This is a genomic window from Legionella parisiensis (assembly GCF_001467945.1).
In the GTDB taxonomy this organism is placed as follows: Bacteria; Pseudomonadota; Gammaproteobacteria; order Legionellales; family Legionellaceae; genus Legionella; species Legionella parisiensis.
Genome location: NZ_LNYQ01000013.1, coordinates 1277404 through 1290364 on the forward strand (window position 1 = coordinate 1277404; position 12961 = coordinate 1290364).

Below are 12961 nucleotides of genomic sequence, written 5' to 3' on the forward strand. Positions count from 1 at the left end.
CTATAATGCCTTATAAGTACAACATTAATCAAACACAAAAAAAATTCAAAAATAACCACTTAATTCATATTGTGGCTCAAATTATCTGGGTTTGAGTATATGATTTGCATTAGAGTTATCAGATTTCTCAATATTATACAAGTTACTCGAACGATTAATTGTTTATTGAGTTTTTGTCTAATTGCTACCTGAAACAGCACGAAACATTCGCTACAATTGTATTTGCGGGGATTTTACATCAAACAGATTAATACCGGTACATGAGTTAAAAAGAAAAAATGAATCTATGCTAAGGCATCCTATGGTAAATCCTCAAAAATGAAAAGTAATCTTGCCTCTTTTTTGATTGTTCTTATGAAGCTCTTAAAGTCTTTCAAAAATTGTTCTTGTATTAAATCCAAACAATCGCTCATGCATTCTATAGGCATATTCATCCGTCATATTGGCCAAATAATCACATACAATTCGATAAGCAGAGGTTTCATCATCAGCTTGCTTAAACAAAACTCTATTTTTGTTATCTAATAAACTACCGGGATTTGAACTAATTGCATCGAAGAGTCTAAGTACAACCGTTTGACCTCCATATTCAAAAGTACGGGCTTCTTGTGAATCAATAACATTATCATAGATGCATTGCTTTAAATAATTCAGAAGGGCATCCGCTTCAGGAGTGAGTGCCAGATTGTATTTAAGTAAATTATTTTCAAAATTTTCATTCGTTATAATAATTTGTGTCGAAGTAATAAAATAATTAACCATTTCCCCTATAGTTTGTTTTCTTGAATAAAGATCTGGAGAAAATAACGAATCTATTAACTGATTTTGTCGACCCGCTAATAAAGTATTGTTTAATAATTGTCTAAACTCAGATGTGTCTAGATGAGAGGGACTGATAAGGCGTAAATGAATGGCATCTTCAAGATCATGAACACCGTAAGCAATATCATCCGCAATATTCATTATGGAGCAATCAAAACTATGGTAGGCCGATTTTCCTGATTTTGTATTATGCGGCATTTGTGACAGTGATTGAAATAATTCTTTGTCGCTATTGGAAAAGGGCGATAGCAACCAATCAATTTCAGGCTGTTCGCAATCAAAGTAAGCTTTAGGTGGTAACCAGTCATTAATTTTGATGGTTTTATGGATGGATTCATGAACTGGAGGATTTTTGGGGGCTACAACAGAGGAGCGTTTCACTGGATATTTTAAAATACCGAGTAACGCACGCCGGGTTAAATCAAGACCGTAGGTTCCATAACTGCTTTCTACTTTAGTTAGCAATCGTAAAGTTTGTCCATTAGCTTCAAACCCTCCATAATTGCGCATCATATAATTTAGAGCGACCTCACCACCATGACCAAAAGGGGGATGGCCAATATCGTGCAGTAAACAAATAACAGAAATTAGATCATCATTAGGTAATAAACCAGAGAGTCCAATATGTTTTTCTTGGCTCATTAACAAATTGTGTACAATACTGCGTCCTATCGAATCAACTTCCAGGGAATGCGTGAGACGAGTGCGATGAAAATCTCCTTCATCAGTTCCTAAAATTTGTGTTTTTCTTTGTAGTCGCCTGAATGCTGGACAGTGAATTACTCGTGTGCGGTCTCGTTCATAAGGGTCTCGATGATCATGATTTCCTCTTTGATTTGTTTGTCCAGAGCGTCGATGTGTCCACATAATTATTGCAATATAAAATAAAAAACAATTACTGTAAGCCATAATTTGTTCGTTAACAACACAATTTCCTAAAGTTTTTCTTAAACTTGTAGATATAACAGACAAGGAGCAAAAAAAAGAATTATAAATAGGGGAATGACAATGGATAAGAAAATAAATTTAGCACTCATGGCAATCTGTGCTTTCATACTGTCTTCTTGTACTAAAGGAAGTGACTATATGGCGTATCCAGCGTATTCATATACTGATATCACAGAACCTTATGCTATTAATAGTTACAATATGGTTAATTACGACTATAGATATCAGCAAAAACAGGAAGTAAAGGTCCCTAACTCATATTATGTTGGCGAATTGCATTCGCCAACTACTTTTAAGGACAGAGATCAGAATTGGGTAAATAGTCAAAATCCAAAAGGTTATACTATTGAATTGGTAGAAGGGGATAAGGCATCTCAAGTAGCGCAAGTTCTTTACAAAGCGCCAAAAAATGATCGAATAGCTCAGGTAAAATATGATCGAGATGGTAGAACACGTTATAAAGGGGTATATGGAACCTACGGCACAGCAGAAGAAGCTCAAAAGGCATTAAACGCATTACCGCCCGAAATTAAAAGCAGTGCTTCAGTGATTAACTGGGGTAGTGTACAGCAATAGAGTAATAAGTTCCCGAAATTAGACCAATCTAACCTCGGGAACTGGTGTCATTAAGGCGTTACTACAATCTTGCCGACCTGTTCATTTGATTCCATGTATTTATGGGCATCTACTATTTGTCCCAAGGAGAAGGTTCTCGCAAATTGAGGCTCAAATAAATCATTTTGCAAATGCTCGAAAATATATTTTTCAGTTTTTGTGCGAACATTACCTTCACTGAAATTTCAAAAAGCGTATAACCCCGTAGTGAAATTTATTTTTAAAGCAGTAAAAAGAGGCAGCGGCGTGACGGGCTCTATGAATAAATTTCCATAAACAAAAAGTATCCCGCCTGGAGTAAGGGTTTCTGCAGGGCCTCAATTCCTTTGCCGGAAATTGGATCGAAAACAATATTTACTCCATTACCCTTGGTTATTTCATTGACACGAGCAGGATGATTTTCTTCGTTTGTTACAATGACATGGTCTGCTCCTAAGGAGAGTGACTCATCTTTTTTCTTAGAAATGTTCGTGTAGTGACAATGCTAACTGCTCCTTGAGTATGTGCTATTTGAATGGAAGCAAGTCCTACACTACTTCTTGGAGCGGCATTTTAAACAAAGCCATTTTTAGTGAGTTTTCTATAGTGAACTAAGACGCCGTAAGCGGCCAGGTATTGCATCCAGATAGAAGTTCCTTCAATATACGAAAGTTTCTCGGGATATTCGGCGAGCGTATGCGGGGACTACTGCAACTTCACCATACACGCCATATTTACCAAAATCAAAGCAAGGTACAGTGCTGTACGTCTTGCCAATCATTTTTTGGTCTACATCCGGGACAACAGCTTCAACTACTCCAGAGGCTTCATAGCCAATTTTTGACAGTAAATGCGGTTGCACCAAATAGGCACCAAATCTCAGCTCGATTTAATCGAATTGCGTGAACACGTAAGGGAACTTCTCATTTCCAGGTTCTGGCAATATTATTCTTCGAGTCTTAATACTTCAAGACCTCCAGTTTGATGAAATCGAACGATTTTGACCGAATTTGACATGAAATTTCCCTATATTTTTATGAAATCATGATTGACTATGTTGGTTTAGAAGCCGCACTAATTAGAATCATTAACCGAGTTATCCCTGGAGTTTTCGAGCGGTCTGCCTCAAATTGTTTCACCATAATCGCATAGTGTTGATTGATTCTCTCCAGCCAGGTAATAAATAGGTTAAAAGCAACAGCATCAAAAGTAAGCTGTATATCTCCTGAGCCAGTTTGTTGTAACTGATAGGGAAACTTTAGGGTCGGATCATTTTTTAGCTGCGTTGCCAGTGTTGTCAAAAGTTGACTGTTATCAACTATTTTCTTTTTTGTTTGCTTCACATGGCTTTGTTGTCTTATTTTTTGCATCCAATCCAGCGTAGTCGTTTTCTCTACTAACTGAGTTGTTTTTTGAGTAACTCGTTGACTCAAGGGGGTATATAAAAACAAATAGTAAACATAAAGAAAAACACAGAGTACTGTTCCAATTAACATCAACTTTTCTCTTTCATTAAGTGTGCTTAAATATACGTTCACATTAACTCCAAAGTTGCAACAACTTGTTGTTCACGAGTCGAGGCTTGAGTTTGTTTTACTTTGAGTTGCAGTTTTTTTAATTCGTTTTCCAACTCTTCCAAACTGGCAAAATCTGTACTGATTATTGTCACAGATAAAATTTTATTTTGATAGCGCAATTGCTCTAGGTCATTGCGATCATTTTTCATTACTTTGGCAAATTGATTTAATAAAAACCAAAAACGATTTTGTTCTTCTGTATTATTACTTTTTAACAGTTGTGTAATGCGAAATTTAGGACTAATAATTTGTTTTGCATCAGGAAAAAACTCATGATAAATCACTGCAATTTGTTCATCAATTTTTTGAGTTCGCTTATTTAATAAATGTAATTTGATCCCATTCACTACAAGTAAAGAAATTAGCCACAAGCAAAAGAGGGCGCCAACTAACTGATATCCTTTTTTTATTAAATCTGTTTTATTCCCATGTTGCATTTCCCCTTGGCAGAGATTCATTAACTTCGATTTAAGTATTCTTTGAGCAATCCATGTATGTGACGTTTCCTGACTTTTAGGTAACGATGGATCAATTTGGATTGCGCTGTCTGCAAAAAGCAAGGGTTGATATTGTGGATGATTTTTTAGATATATGTCTGCCAATTCTCCGGAAAGCGCTCCTTTGAAATCTGCATTGATGATTAATGCCGTTTCGCTAATACACAACTCTTGTGGTTCTAAAGCAAACCAATCTACAGTAATTGCAGAAAATTCAATGTCTTGTTGATTGAGTAGTTGCAGCAGATATCTCATCCGCTTTTTGGCTATAACAGTTACCAGGTATTGATTGTTTTGATATCGTGCTTTATCAAAAGCGAAATGAAGTTCATCTACAGATTGCGCTAATTTCTCTTCTAAAGCATAAGGAATTGCAGCCCTTGCTTTTCTTTCTGGGAGCCATGATAACTCAAGATTAAGAATACTAACATGTTCGCATGTTTCAATAATTAAGGTTTTACACTCAGTTTGTAATGATTTAATTTCGTCAAAACTACGTTGCACGGGCGGAGCAATTAAGGCTCCATCCGTATTTATTTTAAGGCACAAACATCCTGCTTCATCAAGATGTTTTACAAAAAGGAAAAGGGTATCCATTCCTACGCATAAGCTCTATGTTTTTTTATATTCATTGCAGTCCATTGTTGTTTCAATTGTTGTGCCAGCAGATAAACTACAAGCGCATATTGGGGGCTGGAATTGTAGCGGGTTATTACGAAGAAATTAGGATAAGCTATCCAATATTCATTTCCTTTAGCCGTTACAAGCTTAATCAATGCGGCGCGTGAAGGATGATTATCTGCTGCACTTACAGGCTTAATTCCATGCGCAATTAATTGTGAATAGTAATAATTTGCTCTTTTGGGATTAACCTGAATGCGTTTGTAGTGTGTACCTGTTAGCTTAGCATGCTGGGCAACCCCACCATTGGGTTTCCAACCATGATGGTAGAAATAATTAGCAATACTACCTATGGAGTCAGCGTTGTTAGACACGAGATCGCGCTTGCCTGTATTGTTAAAATCAACGGCAAAATTACGGTAACTGCTTGGCATAAATTGTGGTTGACCAATAGCGCCAGCGTAAGACCCCTTGTATTGGGTTGCTGGTACTCCATGTTCACGACAAAGAAGCAAGTATTCTTTTAATTCTTTACTGAAATAAGGCGCACGTTTAGGATAATTGAAAGCTAATGTCGCCAAGGCATCAAGAACTCGATGTTCTCCTTGCCGTTCTCCATATAAAGTTTCTACACCAAGAATCGCAATAATAATTTCTGGTGGAACACCATATTTTTTTTGTGCTTTTTCTAATGCTGTTCTGTTAGCGACCCAATAATCCAATCCACCCTTAACGCGCGCGGGGGTCAGAAACAAATCTCTGTAAACATCCCAGTTCTTCTTTTCATAAGGCTTTTCCATTGATTCGATGATATCGGGCTGAATAACAACTTGATTCATTATTGCAGTAAGCTCTCTAGCATTGAAATGATGGTCTTTGACCATACTCTTGATAAAAAGTTGCACATCCTTTCTTTTGGTAAATGCGGTATCTGAATAAGTTGAGAATGAAAGAAGCAGCAGAATTATGGCAATATACCCCAAACCTGGTATTCGTCGCATAGCCCCCTCCTAATAATATAAGCTGAAACGGTAAATTTTATAAAAAATGCGGTGTATTAGCAAATACTTTAAGGCTACGCATATTTAAGCTAGAATGCGCTATTTGCAAAAAGGTTATTTCAGTTGAGTGATTTAAAGCGAATTCGCAATTTTTCAATTATTGCCCACATTGATCATGGTAAATCAACCTTGGCGGATCGATTTATCCAAATTTGTGGTGGTTTAACTGAGCGTGAAATGAGTGCTCAAGTACTCGATTCCATGGATATAGAACGAGAGCGAGGCATTACAATTAAAGCCCAGTGTGTTTCATTAAATTACACGGCGAAAGATGGCAAAACCTATCTCTTGAATTTTATTGATACGCCAGGACATGTAGATTTCAGCTATGAGGTATCCCGCTCCCTTGCGGCTTGTGAAGGGGCGATTCTTGTTGTTGATGCAGCTCAAGGTGTGGAAGCACAAACGGTAGCGGTTTGTTACACTGCCATAGATCAATCATTATCTGTTTTGCCGGTTCTCAACAAAATTGATTTACCACAGGCAGAGCCAGAGCGTGTTATCTCAGAAATTGAAGACATTATTGGTCTTGATGCACATGATGCAATAAGAGTGAGTGCCAAAAGCGGCTTGGGTGTAGAAGACGTACTTGAAGCCTTAGTGAATCACATTCCACCACCGGAAGGTGACATCAATGAACCTTTGCAAGCATTGATTATTGATTCATGGTTTGATAGTTATCTCGGTGTGGTTTCATTAGTGCGTATTGTGAATGGCTCAATACGTAAAGGTGACAAAATGAGGGTAATGTCTACCGGCCGTTCTTATGAAGTCGATCAAGTAGGCATATTTACTCCCAAGCGTACTAAGCTGGATGTGTTAAATGCTGGCGAAGTAGGTTATTTGGTCGCTGGAATTAAAGAAATTCAGGGTGCCCCAGTGGGTGATACACTCACTCTGGAAAAAAATTCTGCAGATAAACCTCTTCCTGGGTTTCAGCGTGTAAAGCCACAAGTGTATGCAGGTTTATTTCCTATAAGTTCGGATGATTTTGAGGCATTCCGCGAAGCTTTGGCTAAATTAAGCCTCAATGATGCTTCATTGTTTTATGAACCTGAATCTTCCGAGGCGTTAGGTTTTGGTTTCCGATGCGGCTTCTTGGGCATGCTGCATATGGAAATTGTACAGGAGCGTCTGGAGAGGGAATACAATCTTGATTTAATATCTACTGCGCCTACTGTGGTTTATCAGATTTTAACCCAAAAGGGCGAGACGCTGTTGATTGATAATCCATCACTTCTTCCCCCGCTCCCACAAATTAAAGAAATGTATGAACCGATTGTCAGGGCAAATATACTGGTGCCCCAAGATTTTCTCGGCTCTATTATTAGTTTGTGTATCGAACGTCGTGGTGTTCAGGTTAACATGACTTACAGTGGTCGCCAGGTTTCTGTAACCTATGATATTCCAATGAGTGAGGTGGTTTCTGACTTTTTTGACCGCTTAAAATCTGTGAGTCGTGGTTATGCTTCACTGGATTATAATTTTTTACGTTTTCAAGAAGCCGATCTGGTTAAAATGGATATCTTGATTAATAGTGAACGTGTGGATGCGCTTTCAGTTATTGTTCATCGCTCTTCAGCACAAGGTCGGGGAAAACTAATTGCCGAAAAAATGCGTGATTTAATTCCACGGCAGATGTTTGATGTAGCAATTCAAGCGGCATTGGGCAGTCATATTATTGCCAGACAAACAGTAAAGGCTTTACGCAAAAACGTTACTGCAAAATGTTATGGTGGTGATGTGACTCGAAAACGAAAATTATTAGAAAAGCAAAAGGCAGGGAAGAAACGCATGAAACAAGTAGGGCATGTGGAAATACCTCAAGAGGCCTTTATGGCTGTTTTTCAAACAGATAAAAAGAAATAGACTCTTTGAAACTCTGAGGGAGCGAGGTGCGCAAAGCGGAGGGCCTAAGTGTGCAGTCACATAAGAGTTCGAGCACGGTTCCGACAAAGCAATTCATTCTCTCAGTAAAGTTTGAAAAGAGGTCTAAATATAAGGGTGGCATATCATGCATGTGGATGTCTCATTATAAATTAAGTTTGATTAGGATATAAATTTATGAATTTTGCTTTAATATTGGTTGTCCTATCTTTTGTCAGCGGGTTTATTTATCTTTTAGACATAATATTCTGGTCAAAAAAACGCACTGAAAATCAAAAGCCAAATCGTATTATTGAATATTCACGATCTTTTTTTCCTGTGTTTTTCATTGTCTTGATTTTACGCTCATTCCTCATCGAACCCTTCCGCATTCCTTCGGGTTCATTGGAACCGACATTGCTTGTTGGGGATTTCGTAGCGGTAAACAAATTTATTTATGGACTGAGGCTTCCTGTGTGGGAAAAAAAAGTTGTTTCAATTTCTGATCCTAAAACAGGAGAGGTTGCTGTATTTCGATGGCCCCCTGACCCGTCCTTTGATTATATAAAAAGGGTAATAGGAGTTCCTGGAGATAAAATTAGTTATCACAATAAAGTATTAACAATTAATGGAAAGGAAGCAAAGCAGACTTTTCTTGAGTACACTATTGATGAAAGCTCTGGAAAAGCTGTAGCTAAATATAAAGAAGATTTAAACGGTACAGTGCACAATATTTTCGTTCGAACGGATGTTCCTGCTGTGGATTTTGATATTGTAGTACCCGAGGGAAATTATTTCATGATGGGTGATAATCGAGATGATAGTGCAGACAGCAGATTCTGGGGGTATGTGCCTGAGTCTTATTTACGAGGTAAAGCATTTTTAGTTTGGATGAGTTGGAACGGGAAGACTGATAACGTTCGTTGGTCAAGAATAGGTAAATCGATCTCATAAATTTTTGGTATCGATATTCAGAGTAAAATACTTCGATTGGGGGGCTACTGTCAATTCGATTGATTGAGCCATAATGGTGAGTGTCCAAACACTGCATAAATGAAATATGGATGTATCGGAGCACACGAAAATCACACCATTTAGGCTAAGATAGTAGAATTGGGAATGGGTTCCAGAAAAAAGGAATAACGAATGCACAAGCAAAAGGGAATGACTTTAATAGGAATGTTGTTTACAGTAGTTGTAATTGTCATGGCGGCAACGATAGTAATGCGTGTTATTCCAGTTTATTTGCAGTATTACTCTATTACCAAGTCGATAAAAGGATTAAATGAAGTATCGCAATCTACATTGACTGGCGACCCCATGGCTGATGTTAATGTGTTAAAGAGTACTTTGGATAAACGCCTCAGTATTAATGGAGTAGAAAGTTTAAAGGAAAATCAGTTGTTGATTGAGCCCATAGGCGTTAATAAATTTAGAGTAAAATTGAAATATCAGGTGGTTAAGCCTTTAGTATACAATATAAGCTTATTATTTGATTTTAATCATACCGAAGAGGTTGTAACAGGCAGTGAAAGTTGATTTAGAAAGGTTATGCAGACGATTAAATTACCAATTTAATAACATTGCTTATCTCAAGCAGGCTTTAACGCATTGTAGTGTGGGTAGTGCAAACTATGAACGTTTCGAGTTTCTTGGAGATTCAATTTTAAGTTTTATAATTGCCAATGAACTGTTTCATCGATTTCCTTTGCAAAGTGAAGGCCAATTAAGTCGCTTGCGTTCTTTTTTGGTTCGAGGTGAGATGTTGGTTGAGTTGGCTAGAGAAATTGACCTGGGAGATTTTCTTTTTTTAGGGCAAGGAGAGCTGAAAAGTGGTGGTTTTCGTCGCGCCTCAATTCTTTCTGATGCTATGGAAGCTGTTTTTGCCGCAATTTTTCTTGATGGTGGAATAGAATCTGCAAAAAATGTCATTCTGGGATTATATCGTTCCAGACTCGAAGATTCTAATTTAAATGATTGTTTAAAGGATGCGAAAACTCAGCTGCAGGAATATTTGCAAGCTGAAAAAATGGCTCTCCCAGAGTACACCTTGACTAAGGTTGAAGGTGATGAGCACAATCAAATATTTTATATAACCTGCACGGTGATAGGAGCAAAACAAAAAACCTTTGGCCACGGTTCTAACCGTAGAAAAGCAGAACAATTAGCTGCGAAGTTGATGTTGGAACTGTTGCGTAATCCAAAGTAGTAAAAAAGAGTCCAACTTATCGCTCCTCGTGGCGGAGTTACCAATAATTCTGAGGCGTCCCCCAAACTAACTAATAGTACATCAATTACAGTTATTGCTAAAAGGGCGCTCATTTCTGCAAAGGTAGGGATCTAGAATCTCTCCGCCTCAAAGTGCGGAATACAGGCATTTTGGTTTTATTTGTGTCATTGGCTGTGTTTATCCTAATTAAAAAGAAATTCAATGGAGCTTGATATAATTAGTGATATCTGACAACTTATTCTCAATGTAATTATTAAGATGATAGGAAGTTACCATGCAAATGAAACAAAAAACAAAAAAAATATTTTTTAAGTTCGCTGCAATTTTTGTTTTCTTGTTCTCTTCTTCATCCAATGCGGCTAAATCGTTGCCTCAGGATATGCTCAATGCGATGCAACAACCACGTTATAAAAATGCACAATGGTGGATTGAAGTTAAAGATTTGACTACGCAGGAAACGATTTATCAACTAAATACCAGCCATTTATTAATGCCTGCTTCTGTAACTAAATTATTCTCTACTGCAACTGCATTGAACGTTTTAGGTAAAGAATACCGTTTTAAAACACCGGTTTATTTTATTGGACAACAAAAAAATGGTACGTTAGATGGTAACTTAATTCTCGTCGGCGTAGGCGATTTAGAATTAGGCGGTCGTGTTCATAATGACAAACTCACCTATGGCTATATCGATCATATTTATGCTAATGATTTGCCGGGTGCATCCATTACCGCTGAAAATCCCCTCAGTGGACTTATCAATCTTGCTCAGCAAATTAAAGCAAAAGGGATTAAACAAATTAATGGTAATGTATTGGTAGATAACCGTTTATTTGAAACGGAATATCTACGTAATTACACTATTTCTCCAATCATGATTAATGAGAACCTGTTTGACTTTCAAATTAAATCTACTGCTATGGGCCAAAAAGCTTCAATAAAATGGCGCCCGCAAGTCCCTGGTTATTCAATTGATAATCAGGTTATCACCGTAGGTGATGGCGGAAAAACCAAAATTGAAATCTCAGCCAATAACGATAACACCGTATTGACTCTAAGAGGGCAAATTACCTCCAATGCAGGGGAAATATTGAGAGTGTTTCCTATCATTAAACCTGCGACTTTTGCCAGAGAAGCTTTTATCGCTGCTTTAAAACAACAAGATATTGTAGTAAACCTTGATAATAAAAATAGCCAGCTCCCCAATGCGGATGTCTATAAGCAACTTACGCCTATAGCACAATATATTTCTCCGCCACTTTCTGAATATATTAAAGTCATTTTAAAATTAAGTCATAATATAGGCGCCGATTTAATACCGCTTTTATTGGCCCAACACTATAATGAAACATCATTTGCTGACGGCATGTCCCATATAGCGGCATTTTTGCTTGATACAGTGGGATTAACGAGAAACGAGTTTGTATTCGGTGATGGCGCTGGTGGAGATACAAACAGAATTCTTTCCAAGGCTGCTATTCAGTTATTAACGTATATGCACAAACTTCCTGAAGACCAATTTAAACTTTTCTATAATGCGCTACCAACACTGGGTGTTGATGGCAGTATTGCTAAAGCAGCTCAAAATATTCCTGCAGTAGGAAAAGTTCACGCGAAGACAGGCACATCATTATCTTATGACTTCGCGAACCAACGTTATTATTCCTTTTCAGAAGTACTGTCAGGATATATTGAAGCGAAAAATGGGCATTTATTTGCATTTATCATTGCAGTATCCAATACCCCTTTGGAAACGCTTGATGATGCTTTTCAAATCCAAAAAGACGTTAGCAGGGTTGCCGTTGAAATTTATAATCACTCTTGATTATTATTTATTTTTCAGCATCACTAAGAGAGATTGGCAAGCTGTAAAAATTTCATTTTCCAAACATTCAACTAGGGTGGGGTTGATGAACATAAATTGTTTATACTACTGAGCAAAGTAAAAAAATAGCACAAGCCTCTAACTGATGAAATCAGAGCAATTGTGAAGTTGATAGTGAACCTTTCAATACAGATGGTAAGAGAGCTTTATTAATAGTCCAGCCTCTCACTAGGCTCACTTCCATATTCAGGCAAGGGAGAATGCTCAACTGCTGCTTGATTTAATACACATATGGAAACTTTGACATTATCACTAAACTTATCAGGATTGACGTCTCCATTTAAATAATTTACTTTTGAAACCTCATCCCATCCCTTTACATTTTGGAGAAAATCCTCTCGATCATCTAATTCAGCAACAATCTGTCTATCTGGATCAATAAGATAAGCATTGCTGTTTTCATCTATGTAGATAATGTAGGCATGATCTAAATCATCACTTTCTAGACTAACTAACATTAGTTCACCTGGTTTTAATTCTTGAATTTTATCAAAAAAATCGATTGGGTTTTCGGTTGTTACGTCCTCATTGCCATGTTGATAATGAACACGTTCTTCTATAGGATCGTTGCCTCCTTCATGAGCCGGAATCTCTCTGGGTTCAACACCTTGAAGCAAAACGCGCGCTCCTTCTATTGCACACCACTGACAGTTTCCTTGGTTTTTAGGAACTCCATGTTCGTTTAGGGGATTAATTTTTTTAAGTTTCGCGAGCAATTCTTCTTTCATAATAGTCTCGTTTAAACAGTTGATGTTTAAATTATAGACCATTGGGGATGCTGTATAATGAGCAAAAATAAAGTTCATAAGAAAAGATATATTATGTGGCACTGGAGTGCAGAGCGCTATAAAACTGGAGCA

The 12961-nt window shown here is 37.4% G+C and carries 13 protein-coding genes; 6 read left to right on the top strand and 7 right to left on the bottom strand.

What is annotated here, in order from left to right; translation table 11 throughout:
* Nucleotides 1-363 precede the first annotated feature (363 nt).
* Nucleotides 364-1689, bottom strand: coding sequence for an anti-phage deoxyguanosine triphosphatase (locus Lpar_RS11695; protein ID WP_058519253.1), 1326 nt, complete (start codon nucleotides 1687-1689; stop codon nucleotides 364-366).
* A 141-nt stretch (nucleotides 1690-1830) separates the two neighbouring features.
* Between Lpar_RS11695 and Lpar_RS11700 the strand changes: the two genes are divergently transcribed.
* Nucleotides 1831-2346 (top strand): SPOR domain-containing protein, encoded by a 516-nt coding sequence (locus Lpar_RS11700; RefSeq protein WP_058518102.1) that lies wholly within the window; start codon nucleotides 1831-1833, stop codon nucleotides 2344-2346.
* A 50-nt stretch (nucleotides 2347-2396) separates the two neighbouring features.
* Here Lpar_RS11700 and Lpar_RS19390 read toward each other — a convergent pair whose 3' ends face one another.
* The 5 genes from Lpar_RS19390 to mltB form a co-directional block, all read right to left on the bottom strand.
* Nucleotides 2397-2516 carry a zinc-binding dehydrogenase gene (locus Lpar_RS19390; RefSeq protein ID WP_237759403.1) on the bottom strand — a complete coding sequence of 40 codons (120 nt, stop codon included), beginning with the start codon at nucleotides 2514-2516 and terminating at the stop codon, nucleotides 2397-2399.
* 506 nt (nucleotides 2517-3022) lie between these two features.
* The gene (locus Lpar_RS19395) at nucleotides 3023-3226 is read right to left on the bottom strand and encodes a hypothetical protein (RefSeq protein ID WP_237759404.1); all 204 of its coding nucleotides are present in this window, start codon (nucleotides 3224-3226) and stop codon (nucleotides 3023-3025) included.
* Between the two features lie 190 nt (nucleotides 3227-3416).
* Complete coding sequence (gene lspM / locus Lpar_RS11710; RefSeq protein WP_115341243.1) at nucleotides 3417-3902, bottom strand: GspM family type II secretion system protein LspM; 486 nt, start codon at nucleotides 3900-3902, stop codon at nucleotides 3417-3419.
* Complete coding sequence (gspL, locus tag Lpar_RS11715; RefSeq protein ID WP_058518103.1) at nucleotides 3899-5035, bottom strand: type II secretion system protein GspL; 1137 nt, start codon at nucleotides 5033-5035, stop codon at nucleotides 3899-3901. The genes lspM and gspL overlap by 4 nt, the downstream gene beginning before the upstream one ends.
* 2 nt (nucleotides 5036-5037) lie before the next feature.
* Nucleotides 5038-6060, bottom strand: coding sequence for a lytic murein transglycosylase B (gene mltB, locus Lpar_RS11720; protein WP_058518104.1), 1023 nt, complete (start codon nucleotides 6058-6060; stop codon nucleotides 5038-5040).
* Nucleotides 6061-6183: 123 nt separating this feature from the next.
* Between mltB and lepA the strand changes: the two genes are divergently transcribed.
* The 5 genes from lepA (at nucleotide 6184) to dacB (ending at nucleotide 12041) form a co-directional block, all read left to right on the top strand.
* Nucleotides 6184-7989 carry a translation elongation factor 4 gene (lepA, locus tag Lpar_RS11725; RefSeq protein WP_058518105.1) on the top strand — a complete coding sequence of 602 codons (1806 nt, stop codon included), beginning with the start codon at nucleotides 6184-6186 and terminating at the stop codon, nucleotides 7987-7989.
* A 195-nt stretch (nucleotides 7990-8184) separates the two neighbouring features.
* Nucleotides 8185-8940, top strand: a complete 756-nt coding sequence (gene lepB, locus Lpar_RS11730) for a signal peptidase I (protein WP_058518106.1) — start codon at nucleotides 8185-8187, stop codon at nucleotides 8938-8940.
* Nucleotides 8941-9132: 192 nt separating this feature from the next.
* Nucleotides 9133-9525, top strand: coding sequence for a DUF4845 domain-containing protein (locus Lpar_RS11735; protein WP_058518107.1), 393 nt, complete (start codon nucleotides 9133-9135; stop codon nucleotides 9523-9525).
* Nucleotides 9515-10195: a ribonuclease III gene (gene rnc, locus Lpar_RS11740; protein WP_058518108.1), complete on the top strand. Its 681-nt coding sequence runs from the start codon at nucleotides 9515-9517 to the stop codon at nucleotides 10193-10195. Before Lpar_RS11735 ends, rnc begins: the two co-directional genes overlap by 11 nt.
* 295 nt (nucleotides 10196-10490) lie before the next feature.
* The gene (dacB, locus tag Lpar_RS11745) at nucleotides 10491-12041 is read left to right on the top strand and encodes a D-alanyl-D-alanine carboxypeptidase/D-alanyl-D-alanine endopeptidase (RefSeq protein ID WP_058518109.1); all 1551 of its coding nucleotides are present in this window, start codon (nucleotides 10491-10493) and stop codon (nucleotides 12039-12041) included.
* A 209-nt stretch (nucleotides 12042-12250) separates the two neighbouring features.
* Here the strand turns inward: dacB and Lpar_RS11750 are convergent, their stop codons facing one another.
* Nucleotides 12251-12829 carry a hypothetical protein gene (locus Lpar_RS11750; protein ID WP_058518110.1) on the bottom strand — a complete coding sequence of 193 codons (579 nt, stop codon included), beginning with the start codon at nucleotides 12827-12829 and terminating at the stop codon, nucleotides 12251-12253.
* Between the last annotated feature and the right edge of the window lie 132 nt (nucleotides 12830-12961).

What these genes read in the sequence shown, in the direction of transcription:
- Lpar_RS11695 (WP_058519253.1), bottom strand. Translation starts at nt 1,689, where the DNA reads ATGTGGACACATCGACGCTCTGGACAAACAAATCAAAGAGGAAATCAT.
- Lpar_RS11700 (WP_058518102.1), top strand. Translation starts at nt 1,831, where the DNA reads ATGGATAAGAAAATAAATTTAGCACTCATGGCAATCTGTGCTTTCATA.
- gspL (WP_058518103.1), bottom strand. Translation starts at nt 5,035, where the DNA reads ATGGATACCCTTTTCCTTTTTGTAAAACATCTTGATGAAGCAGGATGT.
- mltB (WP_058518104.1), bottom strand. Translation starts at nt 6,060, where the DNA reads ATGCGACGAATACCAGGTTTGGGGTATATTGCCATAATTCTGCTGCTT.
- lepB (WP_058518106.1), top strand. Translation starts at nt 8,185, where the DNA reads ATGAATTTTGCTTTAATATTGGTTGTCCTATCTTTTGTCAGCGGGTTT.
- Lpar_RS11735 (WP_058518107.1), top strand. Translation starts at nt 9,133, where the DNA reads ATGCACAAGCAAAAGGGAATGACTTTAATAGGAATGTTGTTTACAGTA.
- dacB (WP_058518109.1), top strand. Translation starts at nt 10,491, where the DNA reads ATGCAAATGAAACAAAAAACAAAAAAAATATTTTTTAAGTTCGCTGCA.
- Lpar_RS11750 (WP_058518110.1), bottom strand. Translation starts at nt 12,829, where the DNA reads ATGAAAGAAGAATTGCTCGCGAAACTTAAAAAAATTAATCCCCTAAAC.